Origin of the sequence: Paraburkholderia kirstenboschensis, from assembly GCF_032806925.1 — a bacterium.
In the GTDB taxonomy this organism is placed as follows: Bacteria; Pseudomonadota; Gammaproteobacteria; order Burkholderiales; family Burkholderiaceae; genus Paraburkholderia; species Paraburkholderia kirstenboschensis.
The window spans coordinates 1,476,060-1,501,267 of sequence record NZ_CP136511.1 but is presented as its reverse complement, the minus strand read 5'-3'; the positions used below and the strand labels follow the sequence as shown (position 1 = coordinate 1,501,267).

At 60.5% G+C, this 25,208-nt stretch carries 17 protein-coding genes and 8 pseudogenes; 11 read left to right on the top strand and 14 right to left on the bottom strand.

The genetic code is table 11. The features are described 5' to 3' along the window. Positions 1–68: 68 nt before the first annotated feature. The 4 genes from RW095_RS07345 to RW095_RS07330 form a co-directional block, all read right to left on the bottom strand. Positions 69–620, bottom strand: a complete 552-nt coding sequence (locus RW095_RS07345; protein ID WP_317015416.1) for a porin — start codon at positions 618–620, stop codon at positions 69–71. A 65-nt stretch (positions 621–685) separates the two neighbouring features. Next, positions 686–1,981: an MFS transporter gene (locus RW095_RS07340; RefSeq protein WP_317015415.1), complete on the bottom strand. Its 1,296-nt coding sequence runs from the start codon at positions 1,979–1,981 to the stop codon at positions 686–688. 105 nt (positions 1,982–2,086) lie between these two features. Then, complete coding sequence (locus tag RW095_RS07335) at positions 2,087–3,310, bottom strand: aspartate racemase/maleate isomerase family protein (RefSeq protein ID WP_317015413.1); 1,224 nt, start codon at positions 3,308–3,310, stop codon at positions 2,087–2,089. Between the two features lie 176 nt (positions 3,311–3,486). After that, positions 3,487–4,386: a LysR family transcriptional regulator gene (locus RW095_RS07330; protein WP_317015412.1), complete on the bottom strand. Its 900-nt coding sequence runs from the start codon at positions 4,384–4,386 to the stop codon at positions 3,487–3,489. 118 nt (positions 4,387–4,504) lie between these two features. Between RW095_RS07330 and RW095_RS07325 the strand changes: the two genes are divergently transcribed. The 7 genes and pseudogenes from RW095_RS07325 to RW095_RS07295 all read left to right on the top strand — a co-directional run. After that, entirely contained in the window at positions 4,505–5,584 is a 1,080-nt protein-coding gene (locus tag RW095_RS07325) for a tartrate dehydrogenase (protein ID WP_317015410.1), read from the top strand. Beyond that, entirely contained in the window at positions 5,584–6,972 is a 1,389-nt protein-coding gene (locus RW095_RS07320; protein ID WP_317015409.1) for an amidase family protein, read from the top strand. The genes RW095_RS07325 and RW095_RS07320 overlap by 1 nt, the downstream gene beginning before the upstream one ends. Positions 6,973–7,065: 93 nt before the next feature. Further along, positions 7,066–7,944 carry a polysaccharide deacetylase family protein gene (locus RW095_RS07315; RefSeq protein WP_317015407.1) on the top strand — a complete coding sequence of 293 codons (879 nt, stop codon included), beginning with the start codon at positions 7,066–7,068 and terminating at the stop codon, positions 7,942–7,944. A gap of 203 nt (positions 7,945–8,147) precedes the next feature. Further along, positions 8,148–8,285, top strand: a complete 138-nt coding sequence (locus tag RW095_RS07310) for a hypothetical protein (RefSeq protein ID WP_317015406.1) — start codon at positions 8,148–8,150, stop codon at positions 8,283–8,285. Then, positions 8,282–9,334: a CobW family GTP-binding protein gene (locus RW095_RS07305; protein ID WP_317015405.1), complete on the top strand. Its 1,053-nt coding sequence runs from the start codon at positions 8,282–8,284 to the stop codon at positions 9,332–9,334. Before RW095_RS07310 ends, RW095_RS07305 begins: the two co-directional genes overlap by 4 nt. Positions 9,335–9,363: 29 nt before the next feature. After that, positions 9,364–9,906, top strand: coding sequence for an MOSC domain-containing protein (locus tag RW095_RS07300; protein ID WP_317015403.1), 543 nt, complete (start codon positions 9,364–9,366; stop codon positions 9,904–9,906). Positions 9,907–10,037: 131 nt separating this feature from the next. Beyond that, positions 10,038–10,112 (top strand): annotated as a pseudogene (locus tag RW095_RS07295) (IS6 family transposase); the annotation flags it as partial. 392 nt (positions 10,113–10,504) lie between these two features. Here RW095_RS07295 and RW095_RS07290 read toward each other — a convergent pair. From RW095_RS07290 to RW095_RS41370, 3 pseudogenes are all read right to left on the bottom strand, one after another. Beyond that, positions 10,505–11,658, bottom strand: a pseudogene (locus RW095_RS07290) (IS110 family transposase). Positions 11,659–11,913: 255 nt separating this feature from the next. Then, positions 11,914–12,291 (bottom strand): annotated as a pseudogene (locus tag RW095_RS07285) (transposase); the annotation flags it as partial. A 58-nt stretch (positions 12,292–12,349) separates the two neighbouring features. Continuing rightward, a pseudogene (locus RW095_RS41370) lies at positions 12,350–12,654 on the bottom strand (IS6 family transposase); the annotation flags it as partial. A gap of 86 nt (positions 12,655–12,740) precedes the next feature. Between RW095_RS41370 and RW095_RS07275 the strand changes: the two are divergent. Next, positions 12,741–13,806, top strand: a pseudogene (locus RW095_RS07275) (IS110 family transposase). Between the two features lie 328 nt (positions 13,807–14,134). On the opposite strand, the pseudogene RW095_RS07270 reads toward RW095_RS07275, so the two are convergent. From RW095_RS07270 to RW095_RS07240, 7 genes and pseudogenes are all read right to left on the bottom strand, one after another. Beyond that, positions 14,135–14,395 (bottom strand): annotated as a pseudogene (locus tag RW095_RS07270) (DDE-type integrase/transposase/recombinase); the annotation flags it as partial. A gap of 270 nt (positions 14,396–14,665) precedes the next feature. Beyond that, positions 14,666–15,692 (bottom strand): annotated as a pseudogene (locus RW095_RS07265) (IS110 family transposase). A gap of 128 nt (positions 15,693–15,820) precedes the next feature. Then, a pseudogene (locus RW095_RS07260) lies at positions 15,821–15,991 on the bottom strand (IS6 family transposase); the annotation flags it as partial. 360 nt (positions 15,992–16,351) lie between these two features. Then, the gene (locus RW095_RS07255; RefSeq protein ID WP_317015402.1) at positions 16,352–17,683 is read right to left on the bottom strand and encodes an ATP-binding protein; all 1,332 of its coding nucleotides are present in this window, start codon (positions 17,681–17,683) and stop codon (positions 16,352–16,354) included. After that, positions 17,680–18,342: a response regulator transcription factor gene (locus tag RW095_RS07250; protein WP_317015400.1), complete on the bottom strand. Its 663-nt coding sequence runs from the start codon at positions 18,340–18,342 to the stop codon at positions 17,680–17,682. The genes RW095_RS07255 and RW095_RS07250 overlap by 4 nt, the downstream gene beginning before the upstream one ends. Positions 18,343–18,437: 95 nt before the next feature. Then, positions 18,438–18,746, bottom strand: coding sequence for a DUF4148 domain-containing protein (locus tag RW095_RS07245; protein WP_317015399.1), 309 nt, complete (start codon positions 18,744–18,746; stop codon positions 18,438–18,440). A gap of 306 nt (positions 18,747–19,052) precedes the next feature. Next, positions 19,053–19,298: a hypothetical protein gene (locus RW095_RS07240; RefSeq protein ID WP_317015397.1), complete on the bottom strand. Its 246-nt coding sequence runs from the start codon at positions 19,296–19,298 to the stop codon at positions 19,053–19,055. An 85-nt stretch (positions 19,299–19,383) separates the two neighbouring features. Between RW095_RS07240 and RW095_RS07235 the strand changes: the two genes are divergently transcribed. The 3 genes from RW095_RS07235 (at position 19,384) to RW095_RS07225 (ending at position 24,789) form a co-directional block, all read left to right on the top strand. Continuing rightward, entirely contained in the window at positions 19,384–20,625 is a 1,242-nt protein-coding gene (locus RW095_RS07235) for a TolC family protein (protein WP_317015396.1), read from the top strand. Positions 20,626–20,767: 142 nt separating this feature from the next. After that, positions 20,768–21,739: an efflux RND transporter periplasmic adaptor subunit gene (locus RW095_RS07230; protein WP_317015394.1), complete on the top strand. Its 972-nt coding sequence runs from the start codon at positions 20,768–20,770 to the stop codon at positions 21,737–21,739. Continuing rightward, positions 21,739–24,789, top strand: a complete 3,051-nt coding sequence (locus RW095_RS07225; RefSeq protein WP_317015392.1) for an efflux RND transporter permease subunit — start codon at positions 21,739–21,741, stop codon at positions 24,787–24,789. The genes RW095_RS07230 and RW095_RS07225 overlap by 1 nt, the downstream gene beginning before the upstream one ends. Positions 24,790–25,208: the final 419 nt, after the last annotated feature.

Sequence of the window (25,208 nt, the reverse complement as noted above, 5' to 3'; positions counted from 1 at the left end):
GCCCGGTCCTAGGCATAGTCTCTCGCCGCGGCGGACACCATGATTCGGCGCCAATGCAAATCGCTCCGTCAGAAGCGTGTCCTGACCCCGGCGATGACCTGCGTTTCCGAATCGGACGTTGAGGCAGTCGAGGAGAAAATCTGCGCGTATTGCGCTGCACCACCAGCGCGCTGGTAAAGGCCAACGAGATACACATCGGTACGGCGGCTCAACGAATAATCGATCCCCAGATTGACCTGGTTATAGTGCGGCTTTTCCGAGTTTGAATATTTTCCCGTCGTATAGATGTACGCTGCGCCGACGAGGAGACTCGGAGTAATGTTGTGAGCCAGCGACAACTCGGCGTTCTGCAACCGAAGGCCAGACGTATCCAGATAGTCGAACAGCACATTGGTGTAGGCGAGGGTAGCTTGTACGATTCCGAAATCGTATCCCGCCCCGACGCCAAGAATTCTCTGCTTCTCGACGCCCGAACCACTCAGGCTCTTCGGAAACGGGGACGTGAATCCATAGTTGTCGCTGATCGCCCCCGAAGAATTGTCCGCCGCAGCGGGGTGATTGTATTGCGACATCGCGGCAGCTACTTTAAATGGCCCGCCGACGATTGTTTTGCCTCGCATCAGCCGGGCCGGCCCTGCACTAGAGGTCCGGCAACGATCCGCCATTCTTCTGGTGTGCAGGCAGCTCAAACTGCAATCTTCTTCTGGTAGTTGATGCACGTCGAGCAGAGCAGCAGACCGATACCGGCACCGGTAAAGACCATCAGTGCGAGGAAGTAGGAGCCGGTCAACTGCACGATCAAGCCGACCGCGAGCGGTACGAGTACCCCGCCGATATTGCCGCCGAGGTTCATGAGGCCCCCGAGCAGGCCCACCCTGTTGCGCGTCCCGACGAGCGACGGGATGCTCCAGTAGAGCCCGGTCCAGCGCTGAAAAAACAATGTTACCGACAACAGTACGACCGTCAGAGTGGGACCGCTCGCGTAAGCAACCGAAAACACCGCGACGGTAACTACGATCGAAGCGAAAGCGAGCATGGTGCGCATGACCTTGTTCGGCGAGCCGCCTGCGCTTTTCCATTTATCGCATAGAAAGCCGCCGACCAGTTCGCCGACGAATCCCGACAGGAAAATGATGAAGCTGGCGCCTCCCATCTGCTGGATATTGAAGCCATGTACCTTGCTCAGGTAGTTCGGCATCCAGGTCAACAAGCCGTAGAACACGACGTTCGAAAACATATAGCCGAAGAACATGAGCCATACAGTACGGTACTTGAACAGGTCGAGCCTCTTGCCGCTTAGCTGAGCAGGCTCGCCCTCGTCTTCGATCGCCCGAGCCTGCTCGATATAGGCGGCCTCCGCTTCATTAACGCCGCGATGCTCGCGCGGGCTGTTGCGAATGAAGTGCCACGCGTAGAGCCCGGCGAGCACCGTGCCGACGCCGGCCACGATGAACGCCAGGCGCCAGGATCCCAGCATGGTAATCAACGAGGTGATTAATATCGCGCCGATGGCCGCGCCCAGCGGGGCGCCGCCGTCCAGCAGTGTTGCGCCGCGGCCGCGTTCGTTCTGCGTCAGCCAGATCCCGTTGAGCTTGCCGCCGGACGGGTAGATCGGAGCCTCAGCCGCACCCAGTCCGAACCGGGTCAGCAGCAACGTGGTGGCGTTGGTGGCCATGCCTGCAATTGCCTGAAATCCGCCCCAGAAGACTGCAGCGGCCGTGATCACGATGCGCGGCTTGAAACGGTCGGCGAGCATGCCGCCCGGCACCTGCATCAACGCATAGGTCCAGAAGAACGAGCTGAAAATCAGGCCCTGCAACGCCGGATTTATGTTGAAATCCTTCGAGATCAACGGCATCGCGACCGATAGCGATGCTCGATCGATATAGTTGATCGCTACCAGCCCCAGCAATACGAAAAAGATTTTCCACCTTACCGACGTCTTGACCTGAACGGCGGCATTCTCGACAGGTATGCTCATGGTCTCCCACTCCTTCCTCAACTGAATATCGTTTGCAATCCTACGGAATCGTCGGACCGGCCGCACACGATTGCTGCGTGAACGGCCGAATGTAGCAGGGACTACTTATTTGAAAGACGCCCAGTTGCTTCGCTGCAAGATGGAACGGACCTGATCGGCTGCGCTTTGCAGCGCGGCGACTTCAGCGTCGGTCCACTTGCGCGTGCCCGGCACGTAATGGACCGAGATCCATCCGATCACTTCGCCATCGGCCGCCTCGAGGCCAACCAGCATCTGTGCCTTGACACCATAGACTTCCATCAGCGCCTTCGGCGGTTTGACCTCCGCGTTCGCACAGTCGTCCTGGACCAACGGCTTGCGGGTCGCGATGAGCCACTGCACGGTCGCCAGGCTGCGCTGATTCAACGAGGTATTCAGTTTCAGCTCTGGGATGCCCGGCGCGACCGATTCAGCGCAGACCCTGTCGACATTGCAGTTGTGCTCGGGAATGTCGATGCGCAATGTGGTGCGGCTGCCGCCAGTCACTTCACGAAGGGCGGACATGACACGCTCGAGTTCCCCAAGCACCGGCTTGGCCCTGAGCAATTTGCCAAAGCCATGCAGCGGTACGTCTATTGACGTCATCTTCAGCGCTTTCCACAACGTCACTGCGATACTGTCGAAAATCGGCTTGCCGAGTTCCGCCTCCATCTCGTCGACCACGGCGGTCGCCGGCAGATTGGTACACGCGACGACGAGGCATTCGGCGTCGGGCGAATCTGCATCGCGCAGCAACTGCCTGATTCGCTCAAACGGCGTATTGCCGATCACGACGTTTTCGGTTTGATCGAGCCTGGCAGCGTTGACCACGGTGAATCCCTGGTTACCGTAAGTCTCGATGATCTTGCGAGTCGGTTCCTCGACGTACGGCACCGCCAGCGCGAAGCGCTTGATGCCGTAGTGCTTGAGCACGTCGAGTTGAGCCAGCGAAGAGGTCGAAGCCGGCACTCCGGTGACTTCACTGATTTCCTCGCACAAGCTGATGTCGGCTTCGAACCCCTTGCCAGTCCAACTGCCAGAGGTGCCGTTCCACAGAATGGCGTCCATACGACCGTCGCTCAGGAGCGCCGCCGCATCCACCATTTTCTGCGTCTGAAACTGGTTGACGTCCTTGCTGTCGAGCGTCAGTGTCTTTACCGGAACCCGACTGAAATGGGTGGAGATGCGCGAGCTGATCTGGTCGGTCATTGCCATCGTCATCGGCTCCAGTGCCGTGTTCGACGACGGCGTGATAAAGCCGACTTTTTTCAAGTCCTTAAGACTCTTCAACTGTTTCGTTGCGTTTCCCATCAGCGTTCCTTCAACAGGTTAATTGCCAGGCTCGGCGCATTGTAGTGTCGACAGGCCGTTAGCTAATCGGTCGATTCGTGAAAAGATAAGACACAAAACGTGAACGATAAACATTGGCGCCCTGATTTTGAACTGATATGCAATGGCGCGCGCCTGCGACCGCGAGGGACGGGGTTTCAAACGTTCGCGGCCAGCCATTCCTCGAGGAACTGCACGCATACGCGAACCTTCGCCGATGTCGACAGCCGGGATGGATAAACAGCCCATACATTCGCGTCCTGCTGATACTGGGGCAGCACCCGTTTGAGCTCGCCGCGCTTCAGACTCGGCCCGACGTCCCACATCGAGCGCAGGATGATGCCGTGTCCGTCGATTGCCCAGCGATGCGCGATCTCGCCGTTATTTGCGGAAAGCGGTCCGCGGATGCGAACCGTTTCTTGACCGTCGGTCGCCTCCAGCTTCCAGCGGCCGAACTCCTGATCGCGCTCGCGGATGACGATGCATCTATGATGCGCCAGGTCGGCGAGGCGTGACGGAGTCCCCCAACGCTCCAGATAGGTCGACGAGGCGCATAGTACACGTGCGTTGCGGGCGATCAGCTTCGTAATAAGGGTCTCCTCACGCACGACACCGATCCGGATGTCCAGGTCGAATCCCTCACGCACCAGATCGACGGGCCGGTCGAGCAGCTCCAACTGAAATTCGAGTTCCGGGTAACGCTGCGCCATCGCCGACACCGCGCGTGACACATGATTCCGGCCGAAACCTGAGCTGGTACAGACGCGCAGCAATCCGCGAGGCGCAATCTTCGAGGACGAAATCGCCTCGGCCATCTGTTCGGCATCCTCCAGGATGCGCTGTGCCCACTGGTAGACGATATGACCGCTCTCGGTAGCCGATACCTTCCGCGTGGTGCGATGCAGTAGTCGCGCCTGGAGCAGGCTCTCGAGCACAGCGATGCGTTTGCTGATCAAGGCTTTGGACACGCCCATTTCGAGTGCGGAGGCGGCGAAACTCTGTTTATGCACGACGAGGCAAAACAGGCGAAGGTCTTCCATCGAGGGGAGATTGTTCACTTTCTGTAGTCGATTGGATCACGTAAGCGATTACTATATCGCGAAGCGTGCGCGCTATGATTCGCCTCAGTCAGGCTTGGTCGGTTCCGGTAAGCCCATTGCAAGATGAGAAGAGTCAATGAAAACACACAGGATTGCGGTTATCGCCGGTGACGGCATCGGCAAGGAAGTGATGCCGGAGGGCATGCGCGTAGTCCAAGCGGCGGCACGTCGGTTCAACATCAAGCTCGAATTCAGCACAATGGATTGGGCCAACTGCGATTACTACACGCGGCACGGCGAAATGATGCCGCCTGACTGGTTTGACCAGTTGATGCAGTTCGAGGCAATCTTCTTTGGCGCGGTCGGCTGGCCCGAGACCGTGCCCGACCATATCTCGCTGTGGGGCTCGCTGCTGCGCTTTCGGCGCGATTTTTCGCAATACGTGAACTTGCGTCCAGTGCGCCTGATGCCCGGCGTGCCGAGTCCTCTGGCCGGGCGCAAGCCGGGTGACATCGACTTCTATGTGGTGCGTGAAAACACCGAAGGGGAATATTCGTCGGTCGGCGGCCGCATGTTCGAAGGGACTGACCGCGAGTTCGTGGTTCAGGAAACCGTCTTCACGCGCCAGGGCGTCGACCGGATACTTGATTTCGCTTTCGATCTCGCTCAGAGTCGGCCGAAGAAGCATCTCACCTCGGCAACCAAGTCAAATGGTATCTCGATCACGATGCCGTATTGGGACGAACGCGTCGAGGCGATGGCGAAGCGCTATCCGGATGTGCGCTGGGACAAATATCACATCGATATCCTGTCCGCGCGGTTCGTACTGAGTCCGGAGCGCTTCGATGTCGTCGTCGCCTCGAATCTCTTCGGCGATATCCTCTCGGACCTGGGCCCTGCCTGCGCCGGCACCATTGGCATCGCGCCGTCGGCGAACCTGAACCCCAATCGCCGTTTTCCGTCGCTGTTCGAGCCAGTCCATGGCTCGGCGCCCGACATCTACGGCAAAAATATCGCCAATCCGATCGCGATGATCTGGTCCGGTGCGATGATGCTCGATTTCCTCGGCAACGGAAGCGGTGTCTATCGCGAAGCCCACGATGCGATCATCCATGCAATCGAAACGGTACTGGTCGAGGGACCGCGCCCGTCGGATCTCGGCGGCACTGCCAATACCACCGACGTCGGCAAGGCCATCGCCGCGGCATTGAAATAATGACGACTACTTCCTCTTCCCCGTTTGCAGCGCTTACAGCGGCCGAGCTCGGCCGCCTGCTGCATGATCGCAAACTCGATGCGCGAGAGCTCACCGATTACTTCGTCGAGCGTATCGAGACGGGGGCAAACCCCGGAGTCTTTACGTCGACCTGCTTCGAACGGGCGCGCCATGAAGCGGCGAAAAGCGCGGCTCGCTATCGGGCTGGTCAGCCTCTTGGCCCGCTCGATGGCGTGCCCGTCGCATGGAAAGACCTGATCGATATTGAAGGTCTCGCCACGACCGCGGGTTCGGCCATCTATCGGGACGCGCCCCCAGCGCCGCATGACGCGCCGATCGTGCGCAATCTCGCGGCCGCGGGTATGGTGACGCTCGGCAAAACCAACCTGTCTGAATTCGCCTACTCTGCGCTTGGAGTCAATCCGCATTTCGGCACACCGTTGAATCCGCGCGCAAGCGACGTGCCGCGCGTGCCCGGAGGCTCGTCCTCGGGCTCCGCCGTGGCCGTCGCTGCGGGACTCGTGCCGGTTGCAATAGGCACCGATACGGGCGGCTCCGTCCGCACCCCCGCGGCATTCAATGGCGTGGTCGGCCTCAAGACCTCCGAGCGATGGATAGACACGCGCGGCGTATTCCCGTTGTCGCGCACGCTCGACACGATCGGCGTATTCGCGCACGACGTCGCCGATTGCTATTTGCTCGATCTTGCCTTGCGCGGCCTTAAGGCCCCGTCGCTCGGACCTGACGCGACGGCGTTGACATCGCTGACGTTGGTCGCCCCGGAAAATGCGATACTCGACGAGGTCGAGCCGGAAGTGCGGCGGAACTTCATCGCTTCGCTCGAGCGAGCGGCGGCGGCCGGCGTGCGGGTGCGATGGCAGCCTGTCCCTGAGCTCACACAGGTGCGCGAGTTGATTGCGCGTCACGGCAATATTGCCGCAGCCGAGGGTTATCAATGGCATCGCGAACTGCTCGAGAGCCCGCGCCATGCGCAAATCGATGTCACCGTCTATAGGCGGATGATGGGCGGCAAGACGATGTTGGCAGAGGACTTCAATGCATTGCAGGGGGGCCGTGTCGCCTTGCAGCGTTCGCTATGGGCTACGCTCGGCGACGCGCTACTCGTGATGCCGACAGTACCGCACGTCGCGCCGCCGATTGCGTCGGTTGAGGCTGATCCCGACGTGTTCGCCCGTGTGAACCTGAAGACGATCTGCAATACGTTGCCAGGCAATATGCTGAATACCTGCGGGCTCGCGTTGCCGAACGGCTTGGGCGCGGCGCAGATGCCGACCAGCTTGTTGCTCAGTGCGCCGGCCGGGCACGAAGCGCGACTGCTGTGCGCCGGTATCGCGCTCGCGCCGATCATCGCGGACGATTTTCCATAAAGGCGCTCCCAAATGGGACTTGTGCTCCTGATGGCGCAACGACGTCCGAGCGCAATGCGACCATCAGTTCACTTCACTTTGTGAGGCACGTGCATGGCTAAACAGATTTTGTGCGGTTTCGGTGTGGATGTGGATGCGGTAGCCGGCTGGCTCGGCTCCTACGGCGGCGAGGACTCTCCTGATGACATCTCGCGCGGTCTGTTCGCCGGCGAGGTGGGCTCGCCGCGGCTCTTGAAGCTGTTCGAGCGTATGCAGATCAAGACCACCTGGTTCATACCGGGCCACTCGATCGAAACCTTCCCGGAAGAGATGCAGGCGGTGGCGAACGCGGGTCATGAAATCGGCGTGCATGGCTATTCGCACGAGAACCCGATCGCGATGACGCGCCAGCAGGAAGCCGACGTTCTCGACAAAAGCATCGAGCTCATCACCCGGCTTGCCGGCCGCAAGCCGACCGGTTATGTCGCCCCGTGGTGGGAGTTCAGCAATGTGACCAACGAACTGCTGATCGAGCGTGGCATCCTCTACGACCACAGCCTGATGCATCGCGATTTCCAGCCATATCGGGTACGCGTTGGCGACTCCTGGACCAGGATCGACTACAGGAAAGATGCGCGCGACTGGATGAAGCCGCTGGTACGCGGTCGGGAAACCGATCTGATCGAGATTCCGGCCAACTGGTACCTGGACGACCTGCCGCCGATGATGTTCATCAAGAAGGCGCCGAACAGCCACGGCTTCGTCAATCCGCGGGATATAGAGCAGATGTGGCGCGACCAGTTCGACTGGGTTTATCGGGAATATGATTACGCCGTCTTCCCGATCACTATCCATCCGGACGTGTCTGGCCGGCCGCAGGTATTGCTGATGCTCGAGCGCCTGTTCGAATACATGTCCGGGCATGCGGGCGTCAAATTCGTGCCCATGGAAGAGATGGCCAGCGATTACGCGCGGCGTTTCCCGCGCAGCTGAGCGGATATCGGGCGAGGCGTGTGATGTGTGGGTTATGCGGAGTGCTCGGCGGCAGAGCACATTGGACCGATGCCGGTAGCCCGGCGGCAGAAGATGAGCATGCACAGGTGCGACGCCGCGAGCGGCAGTTGCGGGTCGCCTGCCTGAACCGGGTGCTTCGAGCGTTTGCCTGTACCGTCAGCGATTGGCAAAGCCACGCCTATTTGATCAGCACATTCACCGGCAAGACGGAAATCGTCGAAAACCTCGCACAGTTGTGGCCGGCGGTCGAGCGCCTGAGCGGTCGCAGTGTCGATCCGCTGGCCGCGGATCTGCTTGATCGTTTGCGGCAGGCATCGTGAACGAACCGCTCAACCCCGTGCAACGGATTCCCATTAATCTGCTGACGGGCTTTCTCGGCAGCGGCAAGACAACGCTGTTAAAGCGCCTGCTTGGGGAACCTGCATTCGCGCATTGCGCAGTGCTGATCAACGAACTTGGCGAAATCGGCCTCGATCATCGGCTGCTGGAACGGCTCGATCACGAGACCGTCGTGCTGCAGAACGGCTGCATATGCTGCAGCGTGCGCGCCGATTTGCGACAGGCCCTGCTCGATCTTCATGGCCGGCGCGAACGCCAACAAGTGCCGGCCTTCGATCGCGTCATCATCGAATCCACTGGCTTGGCCGACCCCGTGCCGGTGCTCAATACGGTCGCCGGCGACCCGGTGCTGCGGCACCACTTCCGGCTCGGCAATGTAGTGACGACAGTCGACGCGGTTCATGCGCTCGATCAATTCGCACAGCAGGCCGAGTCGCGCAAGCAGGCGGCGATCGCTGACCGGCTGGTGATTACGAAGGCGGATCTGGTCGGTGCCGCATACCTTGAGACCGTACAGAGTGCGCTGCGGCAGATCAATGGGTCTGCATGGCTGGCCGTGTCGCGCGACGATGCCGGCGATGCGCAGGTCCTGCTGAGTGAGGATCTCGATCAGCCTGCCGCGCGCATCAACGAGGTGCGGCGCTGGTTCGCGCTGGCGGGTATTGCCAACGGCGCATCGAACACCGCATCGGCGAAATACCGGGCGTTTGGACGACAGCCGGAAGGTCCACACCGCGGTGAGATCTCGACATATTCATTGACATTTGACGAGCCGATCGACTGGGTCGCTTTCGGTATATGGCTGTCGATGCTGATGCACAGCCGGGGCGCCGATATCCTGCGCGTCAAAGGAATTCTGAACGTTGGCGGCTCCGAATTGCCGCTGGTCATTCATGGCGTCCAGCATTTGATTCATGAACCGGTGCATCTGTCCGGATGGCCCGACGGCGAGCGGCGCTCGCAATTGGTGCTGATCGGCAGGTTGCCATCACAAGCGCAGATCGAAGCCTCGCTGCGGGCGTTCAACTGAGCCATGCCAATCATTGGAGGTCACCTGTAGTGGACGGAAAAGTCATTGCGGTTCACCTAAATGCCTCACATACCTTTTCCAAGCGATCCGTTGGTCAAATCATGTTGCTGGAAGGTTTGGGCGTCGAAGGCGATGCTCACTGTGGTGCCACGGTCAAACACCGGTCTCGTGTCGCTCGAGATCCCTCGCAACCCAACCTGCGCCAGGTGCACCTCGTTCATGGTGAACTGTTCGATCAGCTGTTGGAGAAGGGGTTCAGAGTTCTCCCCGGCAATCTCGGCGAGAACGTCACGACAGGCGGGCTGGATCTTCTATCGTTGCCCGTGGGCACAGAATTGCATATCGGCGAACGTTCGATCGTCAAACTTAGTGGCCTGAGAAACCCGTGCGCGCAGATCGATCATTTCCAGGCTGGGCTGATGTCAGCCGTTCTTGGCCGCACGTCTGAAGGAAGACTTTTGCGAAAGGCGGGCGTGATGGGTATTGTGACCGCAGCCGGACCGGTCAAGCCGGGCGATGAAATCGCCGTCAAATTGCCGCCGCCGCCGCACCGCGGCCTTGAAATGGTGTAATAGCGCATGGGCGCAACTAATCCCAACTTTACACGGAGTGCCGACAATGCCGGTCAGGTCAACGAGCTCCCTTTGTCCGAGCCCCGAATGGCACTGTCAGGTTGGTGGGGAGGCGGCGGTAGAACGAAGTGATGAAGAAAAGGAAATCGCTTTATCATGGTCACCGCTTCCCTGCCGTCGTCATCAGCTGCGCCGTTCGGTGGTATTGATATGACTTGGCGTGTCAATCGCCAGATTGGGTTTTCAGGTTGTTGCATCGACGCATGAATTCGTGAGGGCGGCGTAGCAGTAAGTCTCGACGGTGGATCGCACTTCTATGAGCAGGATGTTGTCAAGGACGCTCTTCATACATCTCTCCGGTCGATCCTAAGCCGACGTCGTGTCGCGCTCGTGAGAGGAACCAGCATCTCACCACCTTCTATTCGCTGGCGCGTTGCCAGCCTTATCCTGCAATGCGCGTTACGCCGGAATCGCCTCCGGGAACATGCCCCATCTGAGAGCTATTCGGTTGCGTTTGCAACCCAGCGTGATCACGGGCATGTTCACTTCGAACTCGTTTGCTATGCAACTGCCAGACTCCTTCCTGCGAAACCAGGGCTCAAGCTGACTTTAGGTGCGCGCCTTCGGGAATGACCCCGTCTTTCAGATAGCGCCACAACGGAATGGCAAGCCGTCGCGCTACCGCGACGATGGCAATACGTCGCGCGCGTCGGTTCGGTCCGGTGCCCTGTGTGCGCTGGTCAAACCATCTCGTTAATGCGCTGCCAGGCTGGTAGCGCAGCCAGGTCCATGCGATCTCGACCAGAAGCGCGCGTACCCGCCGGTTTCCCTGTTTGCTGATCCCCTGGTCGACCTGACTCTCGCCACTGTCGAAGGGTTGGGGTACCAGTCCGACGCATGCACCGACTTCCCGACGGTTATGGAAGTCCCGCCAGAACAGCTCGCGGGCAAGGCGTGACGCGCCTACTTCGCCAATTCCCTGGAGGCGCGCCAGCGCATCGGAACGCTGGCGCGCGGGCGCTGGTACGTTTGTCTGTCGCGTCTTCTCCAGCACCGCAAGCTGGTGCTTAACGAGTGCCAGCCGTTCGCACTCGCGCAGTAACCGCTCATGCAACTCGCGCGGCAATGTCGCACCGTCATGGCAGTGCACTTCCCCGCGCTCGAGCCGGACGGCGAAGGTCCGGTGATCGACCGCGTCCCAGCAGCCGACCGTGGTCAGCAGCTTGCGCATCCGGTCGCGGTGCTGCAGGGATTTCCTTCTGCAATTGTCCACGCTCGCGCATCAGGTGACGTGTAGCCTCGTCCTCCTGTGACGGCATGTGGACTACGTGCATGCGGTCGCGCTCGCCGCGCAGCCGCGCGCGCAGGTTGATGACAAGCTTCATGACGTCGAGGCGGTCGGTCTTCGCGCCGCTGATGACGTTCGACCGGAATGCTGGCCGGATCGACGACGTGGCATTCAATGTGTCGGCGCCGCAACGCGCGACAGATCCAGAACGCGTCCTGCCCGGCTTCACAGCTCACGACGATCCGTACGTCATCGGGCAATGACCACTTCTCCTTGTGTATCTCGATCAGGTCCAGCGTCGCCTGCAGACGCGCTGCAGCTTGAGGCTGCGGGACCGTGTGCACGGCCGGCTTCTCGCGCCGGCCATCGTGAAGCGCAACTTTCCATTTGGCCGCCGCCAGTTCCAGCGACACTGCCAGCACTGGTACGTCACCATTACCTGTATATGCCTGATCGGTACGCATGATGTTCTCCTGAGAGCAAACCTCGCCACGCTGATTTTAGGCGTCAGTCTGTCGAGGCCCTCGCTTCATAGGATCTGATATTCGCGGGTTGGGTACCGCATTACAGAGGTCCGCCCCTCGAGCCTGCCGCTATCTAAAGCCGCAAATTGAATGATGTCCGTTGCATAGTCCAACCGCGGGTTACTCGGGAGCCGGGCTACGCCGCCTTCAGGAAACTCCTCCATCTGACTCTTTGTCGGTGGGCGAAGCGCGACGCTACGCTGCCTGTACGTCTCGCGGCATGGCAAGCGACATTGCCAGCCGGCTGACGTCCCAGATGAACCCCGCTAGCTCGCGAGCGACGGCAACGACAGCGATATTCACATTCTTGCCGCGTGCGGTCAGCTTGCGATATCGGCGGCACAGTCGAACCTGTGCGTCCCATGCGCGGTCGATGATGCGCTTGGGGATGCCTTCGTGCCGGCGCTGGATGTCAGGACTCACGCGTGCGGGGTAGCGGTAGCTCCAGGCTGCCTCGACGAGCAGTTTTCTTGCATAGCTGTTTCCATTTTTCGTGATGCTGCCCTGACGACGCCGGTCACCCGAAGAGTGTTCAGATGGTGTCTCGCCCAGCCATGCCATCAGTTGCCGCGGAGGCGTTGTCAAGCTGGCTGCTGCAGGCTAATCGTGTGGAAAATTATAGTTATCCTTATCAGATAACGGTCTCGATTGCGGAAGAGCCAGTCCAATCATGGCATGTGTCGAGGCGTTCTTTGAGTATGGCGCGATGAGGTGCCGCGTTCATCTGATGTCTGGGCAGCGCGAAGTGCTGCCCGATCTGGCCAAAGCGTGACAGAAACGCTTGCGTGCGACGAGCATCGCGAAAGCCGCACATTTGGCGTTCGCGCCTGCCGGTCGGCTGGTGGCTGTTCTCGGCGCGGTTGTTCACGCGTGCAGCCGCCTTGACGAAAAGGGCGTCACATGAGCGAGCTCAGGAGTGTCAGCCTTCGCCGCCGGAATTGGTAAGGAGCTCCCATCCCCTGGCACCTGCTCCTCCCGGTGCCATCATGATAGCCATTGCACATTTGTGGAAGGGGAAAGTCATGAACGCAATTACCGGTGTTGGTGTTGATCTTGCCAGGAATGTCATGCAAATCCACGCGGTCGATGCTGGTGAACATGTTATGGTACGTAAGGCCATTGCACGTGAGCACTTCATTGAGCTGGTTTGCCAACCTTGCCCCCTGTCTGGTGGCGATGGAGGCGTGCAGCGCTGCGCACTATTGGGCCCGCAAGCTCCGCGGTCTCGGGCACGACGTGCGGCTGATTCCCCCGCAATTCGCGGCGCCTTACCGCAAAGGTGGCGCTGGCGTCAACAATGACGCCCTCGATGCTGAAGCGATCTGCGAGGCAGCCAGCCGCCCACACATGCGTTTCGTGCCGGTCAAGTCAGCCGCGCAGCAAAGCGTGCTGATCCTTCACCGCATGCGCACCGGTTTTGTGGAGGAACGCACGGCGCTCGTGAATCGCTTGCGAGGCCTGCTAGCCGAGTTCGGCGTCTTCCTGCCGCAAGGCATCGGTCGGTTCCGAAGCCATTTCGTTGACCGTGTTGAGGACACCAATAACGAACTCGCCGGTCCGGCCCGCCAGGCGCTGATGCATGGCTGGGCCCAATGGCAGGCGCTGGATGAGCAAATCGGCTGGATAGACCGGCAGATCACCGAACACGCCAGTCACGATCCACAGACGCAGCGCTGTATGGCCGTATGTGGCGTGAGCCGAATCACCGCATCTGCCGTCGTAGCGACCGTGGTCAACGCCCGTCAGTTCAGAAACGGCCGGCAGATGGCCGCCTGGATCGGCCTCGTTCCCAAACAGAACAGCAGCGGCGGCAAACAGCGGCTCGGCCGGATCACCAAACAGGGCAGCGACTACCTGCGCACGCTCCTGTTCCAGGGCGCGCGATCGGCCATTCTCACAGCGCACCGACGCGATGACCGGCTCTCGCGCTGGATCGTCCAGCTGCATGCGCGTATTGGCTACTACAAGACGCTGGTCGCGGTTGCCAACAAGCACGCCCGCATCCTCGGGGCCGTATTGGCCAGGGACCAACGCTTCGATCCATCCCATGCGCCCGCCCGCAATGCAATGGCGGCGGCGCACGCATGAACTACAGAACAGAAAGTGCAATGCCACCATGAATTGACTTCCAGGCGCAGCACGCATCACGCAGGGATAGCGACAGGTCAGACCGACAGCGGGCGAACTCGGGCAGCTATCAGGCGCTACAGTTCTTGTATTCGCCGTCGCCGGAATGGAGTCCCGCTGTGCGGTTACTATCCGGGCCGGGGCGCAGCAATCACAGCGCCCAAACAGGCCGTTTATAGGTTTGCAGTCTGCCTCGTCTGCCCTCATGCTTCCGTGCACGCGCTGACAACACAGGATTCGACGTATGACCTATTAAACCCAGCTTGCAAGAAACAGGAGCTCCTTATAGATAGCTGCGCAACCGGTCGGTCACGATCTCGCGCGGCACGGGGTTTGAACGCAGCACCCGCCGGAAGAAGCGCTTTGCCCCGGCCTTATCGCGCCGCTTCTGCACAAGCACATCGAGCTCAGCACCGTCCTCGTCGACCGCTCGCCACAACAGATGCGGCTCGCCGCGCAGCGTCACAAACATCTCGTCCAGATGCCATATGCTGCCCGGCCGGGGCCACGCCGCTTTGGTGCACTGGGCGAATCCAGCCCCGAATTTGTCTACATGAACGGCCCCCTTTGCGCCAGATGTTCGTGTGTTTTGATGAACAGGGTGGGTTGCAGCTCTACATCCGGCCTTTCTTGCAGTCTGCTTCGCTGCGGGCCCCTATGAAATCCGCTGACTCATGCCTCATTCGCACCGCGAGATCATAGTCTCTGACAAATTCTCAGGCTTGGTGAGTCCCGGTCGGACCTGTCTCGTCATCACACTCGAATGCCAACGCAACCGTGAGGTTACTTTCCATATCGTGATGCTGTCTGGCTTGGAACATTACCTGGCTGGTGTTGATCGCACGCTCTCGTACCCTTTCTGATACGGTCTTTGATGTGCCAGTATTGCCCAGATCGTTCGGGCCATCTTGTTAGCGAGCGCCACGACTACCACGTTTAGAGGTCGACGCTTTTTCAACTGTTCGAGCCACGCGCCGACGTCTTTCGCGTGGAATATCACGCTGCGGGCGCCGTGAATGAGCAGCGTCCTCAAATATCTATCGCCGCGTTTGCTTATTCCCAACAGCTCCACCTTGCCGCCGGAACCGGTTTGCCCGGGTACCAGACCGAGCCACGCGGCGAACTCGCGCCCAGACCTGAATGACTTCACATGTCCCATCGTCACTGCCAGCTGTCGCACACAGAAGACCTACGCCTGGTATTGCTGCTATCGCCTTGCTTGCCTCATCCTGTTTCATCCATGCGTGCAAACGGCGCTCGATCTGTGCAATCTGCCGGTCCAGTGCCTCCAGGCCATTCCACTGTTCGCGAAGCGTATCAATCAGTATCGCCGGCAGACGTCCGGATAACCTCTCCAGCACCCCCGCGATAGCCCGGTCCAGCGCGGCACGACCTGTGCCCATTACCTCACCGTATTCAGTCAGCAGGCCACGCAGGCTGTTGATCTGCATCGTGCGAAACTTCACCAGCTGTTGCCGCATCCGGTGCAACGCCAGAACGGCCTGCTGTGCTTCGGTCTTCACGGCCACTTCCTTGCTTGGCATCGGTGTGGCCATCCAGATCGCCCTTGCGTCCGCGGCATCGTTCTTGTTTCCGGTAACGAACGCCTTGACGAATTTCGCTGGCATCAGCTTCACCTGATGACCCATTTCGATCAACCGCCTGGCCCAATGCTGGGAGCCACCACAGGACTCCATGTCGATCAGACAGGGAGGGCGATTCGCAAAGTACTCGAGAAATGCCGCTCTCTTGATGGGTTTGTTCACGATCTCGCCGCTGTCCGCGTCGACCCAGTGAATCTGCATCACATTCTTCGCGATATCCACACCTACGATCGTATGTTTCATGATGGCCCCTCCGGTTTGCCTGGTAAGATCCTCATGATCTTCCAGCCTTGGCAACTCGATGCCGTCGGCCCGTGAGCGAGGACCTACATCCTGCATATCATTACCGTTGGCGGGGGCCGTTCATTCCATTCGCACCACCAACGGATCGTTTCGTACGTCACGACGATGCCACGCTCGAGCAATAACTCCTCGATGTCGCGCAGGCTCGAGCTGAACCGGAAGTACCAGCGAACGGCGCAGCTAATGACGACAACAGGGAAGCGGTGGCCGTGATAAAGCGATTTCGTCCTGTTCTTCACCTCGTTTTAGCCCCTCGTCTCCAGCAACCTGACAGTGCCCTTTTGCTGAGTAATCGGAAGATGCGTCCAGCGAACGGCAACCATACAAATAAGCACGCCACCGCCGATGATGGCAACCAACGCGAACCACCCTTCCGTCGATGTTGGTGGGTCCAATCCAGGCCCTGCCGCCGCGCGTCCCCATGCGACCTAGGCTGGAACTTCCGGACCCGACCCGTTGCGGTCTATCGGACGAGGGCTGCAGCAACGGCAGCTTTGCGCGCCGCTGCGGACATCGGCGCGAGCCTTCAACATACACATGGCACAGCAGTGCGCACGCGGAGCGGCGCCATAATACTCCGTCGATGCCGATTAACTTCTTCAGGCGCTGCGCAGCCCTGTCAAAGCCACGCTAAGCCCCGGCCGGCGGTTGTTGTTCTTCAGGCAGAGCGTGGCGTTATGCCGAACGGCAATGCGCGACGCAATTGCCAGTCCCAGACCACTGCCTTGCTCCTTCGTCCCCGCGCTGCGATAGAAGCGGTCGCAAACCCGGTCCAGTTCGTGCTCGCAAATTCCGGGACCGCTATCGACAACCGTAACGCTGACCTCGGATCCGTTGCGCGAAAGTATTACGTCGACCTTCCCGTGTTCCGGCGTGTACCGGATAGCGTTGTCGATCACGTTATTCAACAGAACTTCAATACCGGCGACTTCTGCGCAGATGTTATAGGGATCGTCAGCCATCAAAGGGGCGGCGAAGTCGAGGCCCAAGTCGATCTTCCTCGCTTCGGCAAGAAACGAAGCGTCCGCTACGGCACGCTCGGCGAGTCCCCGTAAACTGACGACTTCAAACTGATCAGCGCGGGGCGCATCTTCGCGTGCAAGAATCAGCAACTGGTGCACGAGGTGAATCATCCTGTCGAGTCGTCCCTTGATGCGCTCGAACGTCCCTGGACTAGTCAGCGAGCCATCGCGCTCGGTCGCCTGGATCTGAAGCTTCAGCGCGGCCAACGGCGAACGAAGTTCATGCGCGGCATCTGCAACGAAGGTGCGTTGTGCACGTGATGCAATGTCGAGCCGGTTCAGCAGATCATTCAACGCATTGACGAGCGGCTCCAGTTCGACCGGACTACGCCTGTCCAGACCCAACGGAGCAAGTGAATTCAATGAGCGCGCCGCGAGCGCGTGAGAGATTCGTTCAAGCGGTGACAGAGCCCGGCTCACGACGAGGAGCACGATCAGGATAATCGCCGGAAAGAATACCCCCAATGGCCACAACGTACGTAGCGCGAGACGCAACGCGAGATCGTTGCGTACCGATACGGGTTGCGCAACCTGCACGAAACGATCGCCCTGCTGTGAGCCGAATACACGCCAGTGAACCTCCTGGTGTTCGATTGTGCGAATGCCAGCGGGAAACCGGGGAAGATCGACACCGCCCAGCGACGCGTAAACCGGCGTCTCGGTGTTGCCCCAGATTTCGATGAAAAGCCGGTCTTCTGCGAGACCCCCAAAGTCGGGGCCGCGATGCTCTAACGACTTGCCGTCGGTAAGGGTGGACCGTAAAGAAAGGGCGACCGTGCGTAGTTCGTAGTCGAACAGTTCGCTCGCCTCTGATCGCGCGGTATGAAAAATGCCGTAACCTGCAGTCAATACCGCGGCACCGAGCCCTGCGATCAACCACCCGAGCAGCCAGCGGCGGATCGACGTCATTCGCACCTCTTGAGCCGATAGCCGACGCCGCGCACGGTCACGATGTGCTCAGCCCCCAGCTTGCGCCGCAAATAAGACACGTGAACTTCGATCGTGTTGCTGCCGACCTCCTCGCCCCAGCCATACAGTTTCTCCTCGAGTTCGGAACGGGTGAAGACTCGCCTGGGTTCTTCGATAAGTGCCTGTAACAGGCTGAATTCCCGTGGAAGCAGTGACAGTGGCTCGCCACGCAACGTCACCTCGTGGCCGACGGGGTCGAGCGTCAGGTCACCGTGTGTATACAGCGGGCTGGTTTGTCCCGTGCGACGGCGCAGCAGCGCGCGCACCCGCGCCGCCAGTTCGTCGAGATCGAAGGGCTTGACGAGATAGTCATCGGCGCCGGCATCGAGACCCGCGATGCGGTCTTCGACTGCATCGCGCGCGGTCAGGATAATCACCGGGGTACTTCCGCCACGCCGACGATAGCGGTTGAGAACATCGATGCCGTCCGCCTTCGGCAGCCCGAGATCGAGCAACACGAGATCATAGACATCGTGATCGAGTGAGAGCTCGGCCTCACGACCATCGTGGGCCCAGTCAATCGCATAGCCCGCGCGCCGCATGGTCTCCATGATCGGCTCGCCGATCATCTCATCGTCTTCCACTAACAACATTCGCATGGTGGTGCATCTCCTGACTTGTCCGTCACTGCCGATTGCCGAAGCTTAGCGCGGATGCGAGCGGCGCAAAGGTATCCGACAGTGCGGCGCATCGCTCAATGATGAGCGAAAACGCCGCTCGCCGCGCTGGACGAGACGGCATTCCGCGAGGGCACCGTCCGCGATTCCGACGATCCCCCGGGTTGCTTACCGTAGCCTGTATCGGCAGACCCGGTCAGATTCGCCGACTGCTCCGTCGCCGGATAGTGCACCTTCGACTGCATGCGATCGTCTTGCGCCGCCTGAGCGCTTCGAGCACGCACGTCCGCGCGGGTCAGCGGGCCGTTCGCGGGCTGCTGCGCAAAACTTGCAACCGGCACGGCGGCGGCGATAACAACGATGCTGATCGACAGTAGGTTTTTCATGGTGGATTCCGTTTGAGTAAGTCTGCGGTGGATTGCGCACGCCGGTGTCTTTACGTGTCCGTCGTGGACTGCAACGTTAGGACATATTGCGACGCACAGACTCAGATTACGCACGCAACCTTAGCGGACGCTTATGCGCCTTTCTCGTCCCTCGCGAACACTGAACTCAAAGCTGTCGGGACGGTTCCGCGTCATTGAATCAGCCGCCGATCAAGCCGCGAACGAAGGCGCAGGTGCGCAGAGACCACGCCAAAGAGACGCGCCAGAAGGCTCCCACTAGACGCAAGACAGCTCGTTAAGGGTTTCTTAAGCGGCCTTACGGAGAATGGCCCGCTCTTCAGGCATCCGCTCGCGGCTGCCGCAGGTTTTGTTTTGGGAGCCGATTTTGAGCGTACGCAGAATGGCAGCGGCCAGTGCTTCGGCGGCGAATGCAGCGATGAGTTCTTTTACGGCGACACCGCCAGGAATATTGGCAGACCGACCGACCCGCCGCTCATGCTCGCGGCGCCACACGCTGATCGCAATCTGCGCACTGCTGATAAGCGGCTGCACGTGGTACCACCGCGAACCGCTCGCACTTCAGGCAACGCCGACCTCCGCCCGTACGCTTGCGCGCATCCAGATCGATCCTTCGACCATGCCGTTGCCTGAACTGGCCGCGCATCGCTTCGATCCGTCGGACGGACTCGATATCGATGAAGTCGCCATGCTCGCGGTAGCCAACAATCCGGACCTCAAGCTTGCTCGCGACGACCTCGGTATTGCTCGCGCTCAAGCCTATTCGGCGGGCCTCCTGCCCGACCCCCAGTTGAGTGTGTCGAGCGACTATCCGGGCGCCGTGGGCACGACTCGCGCGTTCAACTACGGCCTGAGCATCGACGTGATGGCGATCGTGCTTCGCAGCGCGAACAAACAATCCGCCGATGCCACGGTCGCCAAGACCGATCTCGGCCTGCTGTGGCAGGAATGGCAGATCGTCGCTCAAGCGCGGCAACTGTTCATCAAAACACGCTTCCAGCAGGACACACTGCCGCTCCTGCGACAACAGCGCGATCTGTCGCGCATACGTTACGAGCGTATGGCCGAAGCGCATCGCGACGGCAACCTCACCGATGACACACTCACCGCCGCGCTCACCGCATATAGCGACGCTCGCAAACAGTACAGCGACGCCGAACGCGCCGCGCAACAAACGCACCACGATCTGAATGCGCTACTCGGACTTGCGCCCGACGTGCAACTGCAACTCACCGACATCGGGGAAACAGCCCCACTGGACGACGCCACACTCGACGCCGCGCTCGCGAAACTGGCGCAGCGCCGCCCCGATCTGATTGCGTTGCAAGCTGGCTATGAAGCGCAGGAACAGAAATATCGCGCGGCGATTCTCAGCCAGTTTCCGAGTCTGTCCGTGGGCTTCGTGCGGGCGCGCGATACATCGAACATTTACACCAGCGGATTCCAGATCAACCTGAGTTTGCCGATCTTCAACCGCAACCAGGGCAATGTGGCGATCGAAAAAGCCACGCGGGAGCGGCTGCGCGACGAATACCAGACGCGCCTGAATTCGGCCTATGCCGATGCCGCACAGTTGCGCGCGGACGACGCAATTCTCTCCCGCCAGTTGAAGCAGACCGACGCCGCGCTGCCCGATGTCGATCTCGCTGCGCGACACGCGGCTGAAGCGTTCGCCGGGCACAACCTCACGCTCGGCGCATATACCGATGCACAGAGCGCGGCATTCACCAAACGCATCGACGTCGCGACACTGCGCGAGTCGCTTGCCGAGCAGCGCGTTGCCCTGCAGGCACTGCTTGGCAGCGCGATACCCGACGCCTTCTACTCCGCTCAGAACTTCACTGAAACCCATGCGAAATAGTCCATCTCCGACGCGCCGGGCGCACATTGCGTTGCTGGCGATCGCAGCGGCCGGCGTCGTCTCCACGATCTCCGGCTGCCACTCATCGAGTACTGCCGATGCTTCCGCATCGGATGCTTCGGCAAACAAAACGACCGTGTCGGTGAAGACCATAGGTCCGCAGCGCGCGGCTATCGCTCAACCTGTGCACGCCTATGGCATCGTCGCGGCTTCGGCCTCCAATGTCACCACGATCAATCTGCCCTACACCGCCCGCATCGTGCAGATGCGGGTGCAGCCGGGACAGACCGTGACGCGTGGCGCGCCGCTTTTCGTCGTGCAAGCCGATCCGGCGGCCGTGCTCGCCGCGAGTCAGGCAAAGAGCACGGTCACGCTGGCAGAAGGCGAACTTGCTCGCACGCAGTCATTGTTCGACAAGGGGCTCGCCACGCGATCGCAACTCGCGGCCGCCGGCAAGTCTGTAGAAGATGCGCAGCAGGCACTCGCTGCGCAAAACCAGAGTGGCGTCACAAGCGGAAACAAGATCGTGACAGCGCCGTTCGACGGCGTAGTGCTCCAGACTTCGGTCGCGCAAGGAGACCAGGTCCAGGCGGGTGCGGCGTTCCTGCAACTCGCCGGCGGCGACGGCAAGGACATGCACACGAATGTGATGCTCGGCGTTGAACCGTCGGATGCTGCCGCGATTCACGCCGGTGACGTGGTGACGGTGCACGGGCTCTCAGCCTCGCTCGCCCGAACCGCAGTGGATGGCCGCGTCGTGCTGGTGGGCGCCTCGATCGATCCGCAGAGTCAGCTTGTCGACGTCGGCGCGAAGGTGCCGCTCGATCGGAGCGCGTTCATTCCGGGCACGCGCGTGAGCGCCGACATCGCTACGCGAAATGGCACGCACTGGATCGTGCCGCGCTCCGCCGTGCTGAAGGACGATAAAGGCACGTACGTCTTCCAGATCGACGCGCAGAACAAGGCACGGCGCGTCGCCGTTGCGATCCAGGTCGAAAGCGGTGACCGATACGGCGTGGACGGTCCACTCGACCTTGGCAGGAGTCTCGTGATCAGCGGCAACTATGAGCTGGAAGACGGCATGGCGGTGCAAACCGGTGGAGGCGCACCGTAATGAATTTTGGTCAATGGATGCAGAAGCACCGGCGCTCGTTGCTCTTTGTAATCGCCCTGCTGGCGATTGCGGGCGCCATGAGTGCCTTCCGGTTGCCGATTTCGCTGTTCCCGAACGTCGCATTTCCTCGCGCGGTGGTCTCTCTCGATGCAGGCGACCGCCCCGCCGAGCAGATGGCCACGCTCGTGACCATGCCGGTTGAAGAAGCGCTACGCCGTGTGCCCAACGTGCTCGACGTCCAGTCGAAAACCAGCCGTGGCTCCGCGGAAATCTCTCTCAACTTCAACTGGGGCACCGACATGGCGCAAGCCACGCTGCAGGCCCAGTCGGCTATCAGTGAAATTCTCGCCACACTGCCCCAGGGCACCTCGATGCAGGTGCGCCGAATGGACCCCACCGTGTTCCCGGTGCTGGCTTATAGCCTGACGTCGAAAGACCAGTCGCTCTCGGCGTTGCACGACCTGGCGCAGTTCCAGATGCGCCCGCTGCTCTCTTCAGTGGCGGGCGTGGCGCGCGTGGACGTGACAGGCGGCGCGCAGGACGAACTCGAAGTCGCGATCGATCCTGCCCGGCTCGCCTCGTACAAGCTCTCGCTTGCCGACGTGTCGAAAGCGATTGGCGCAAGCAATGTGCTAATGGCAAACGGCCGCATTGAAGACCACTACAAGCTGTATCTCGTCATTGCCGATGCCACGATCACACAGCTCGACGAACTGCGTAGCGTCGTCGTGTCGGCAAACGGCGCCACGCAGATTCGCCTCGGCGACATCGCGACCGTGCGAAGCGGCGTCGTGCCCCAATGGATGCGCGTGACCGCCGACGGCAAGGACGCGGTTCTCATCAACGTCTATCAACAGCCTGGCGCGAACAGCGTGGCAATGGCCAAAGCGATTGGGGCGAGACTCGCGGACTTCCAGCACCAGATGCCGCGAGGCATACATCTGTCCAACTGGTACGATCAAAGCGAACTCGTGATCGCCTCGGCGACCAGCGTACGCGACGCGATCATGATCGGCGTCGTCCTGGCTGCGTTGACGCTTTTCTTCTTCCTGCGCAACTGGAAGATCACAGCAATCGCCGTCGCACTCGTGCCGGTTGTCATGGCAGCAACCATCCTGCTGCTCCAGGTATTCGGCATGGGCTTCAACATCATGACGCTCGGCGGCATGGCCGCAGCGGTCGGGCTCGTGATCGACGACGCAATCGTGATGATCGAACATATCGTGCGACGCATGCGCGAGGGCGGCGCCCGCGCCTTTCATGGCCGCGTGATGGCAGCGGCCCTCGAATTTACACGGCCGCTTGCCGGGTCGTCGGCGGCGACGTTGATCATCTTCGTGCCGCTCGCGTTCCTCTCGGGCGTCACCGGTGCTTTCTTCAAGGCACTGTCGATCACGATGGCGAGCGCCCTCTTCATTTCCTTTCTCGTCACTTGGCTCGCGGTGCCGATTCTGTGCGACCGTTGGCTCAAACCAAAAGACGCCGAGGAACACCGCGAAACACGCTTTGCCTCGTGGATGAACCGGCGCTACGCGATTCTCGTCGAGCGCGTCACTGAACGGCCCGTCCTGGTGCTGTTGGGCGTCTTACCGCTCGTCGCGGTGGCCGCGTTCGCCTTCACGCGCGTGGGCAGCGGCTTCATGCCCAGCATGGACGAGGGCGGCTTCGTGCTCGACTACCACACGCAGCCGGGCACTTCCATCAGCGAGACGGACCGCCTCATGAAGCAGGTGGAGCGCATCATTCAGGCGAATCCGAATGTCGCGACGTATTCGCGGCGCACGGGCGCGGGTCTCGGCGGCGATCTGAACGAGCCCAACAAGGGCGACTTCTTTGTGCGACTCAAATCCGGCAAGCGAGAGCCCATCGACACCGTGATGGAAGAGATCCGTTCGAAGGTCGAGACGCAGGTGCCCGGCGTCAATGTGGAACTCGCGCAGCTCATGGAAGACCTGATCGGCGACCTCACGGCAGTCCCGCAACCAGTCCAGATCAAGATTTATTCCGACGACCAGAGCACGCTCGATACAACCGCACGCAAGGTTGCCGCACGAATCGGCAAGATCCAGGGCGTGGTGGACGTGAATGACGGCATCAACCCGGCGGGCGACGCACTCGAATTGCACATACGACCCGAAGCCGCTGCTGCCGAGGGCATGGATCCGCAATCGATTGCGCAGGCCGTTTCCGACATGGTCGAGGGTAACGTAGCGACGCAGTACCAGAATGGGCCGAAAACGGTCGGCGTGCGGGTGCGCGTGGTGGGCGCGACTAGTTTGACCGACACGCAACTGGGCCGGCTACAGATACGCGCCCCGGACGGACACCTGTTCGCGCTGAATCGCGTGGCGGATCAGATCACCGTGACGGGACAGCCGGAAATCAGCCGCGACAATCTCAAGCGCATGGTCGCGGTGACGGCGCGCATCGACGGACGGGATCTCGGCTCCACCATCGCCGACGTACAAAAGGCACTCAGCGATAAAAACCTGTTGTCGGGCGGCGTCTACTACGAACTGGGCGGCTTGTATCAGCAGCAGCAGATTGCGTTCAAAGGCTTACTGACCGTGTTCGGCGCGGCGATCGCACTGGTGTTCGGGCTGCTGCTGTTTCTATATGAGCGCTTCCGCGTGGCGCTGGCGGTCATGGCCATGCCTTTGTTAGCGGCGGGCGCAGTGTTCATCGGGCTATGGATCACCGGCATCGAACTGAATATCTCCGCCATGATGGGAATGACGATGATTATCGGCATCGTGACCGAGGTGGCGATTTTCTATGTGTCGGAATTGCAAGGACTCAGTCGCGAAGAGGAGTTGCCGTTCGCGGAGGCGTTGACCGCTGCCGGACGTAATCGCCTGCGGCCCATCGCAATGACGACCATCGCGGCGATCCTTGCGCTTCTGCCGCTCGCTTTCGCGCTTGGTCAAGGATCGGCCATGCAACAGCCGCTGGCGATTGCGATCATCTCCGGGCTGATTGTCCAGATGCCGCTCGTTCTACTCCTGCTGCCCGTGCTATTGAAGTTGCTGATGAAAAATCGGGCCATTTGACCTGTCGTTAAGTGGCATAAACGGATTGCCGCTTTGCCAATCTGGAATTAATGCCGACCGCCAGAAAAGCAGCGTCGTCTGATCTGTGCTCGAAGACGCTAAAAAATCTGCGATTGTCTGGCCTCCTTCGACGATAGAGGCCGCAAAAACTCAGGCTGTCTGAGTGAACCGGCGATCGAAACGTACGACCGAAAACTGGAAGCGGTCGTACGTGGATCACGCTGGGCGTTTTTAGCGACTCCCTTTGACCGCCCACAGCTCCGAATGACGATTCGCGGATGGGAAGAGGACATCACAAAAGTCAGCAAAGTGACGGGCGAGTGTCGCCTTCTGGCGGATCGGTGCATCATGCAGGCAGCCTACGCGCACCGAGGCGGCAGGGCGCACCGTTCGGCGGCAGGCAAGCCCTTTCGGGCTTC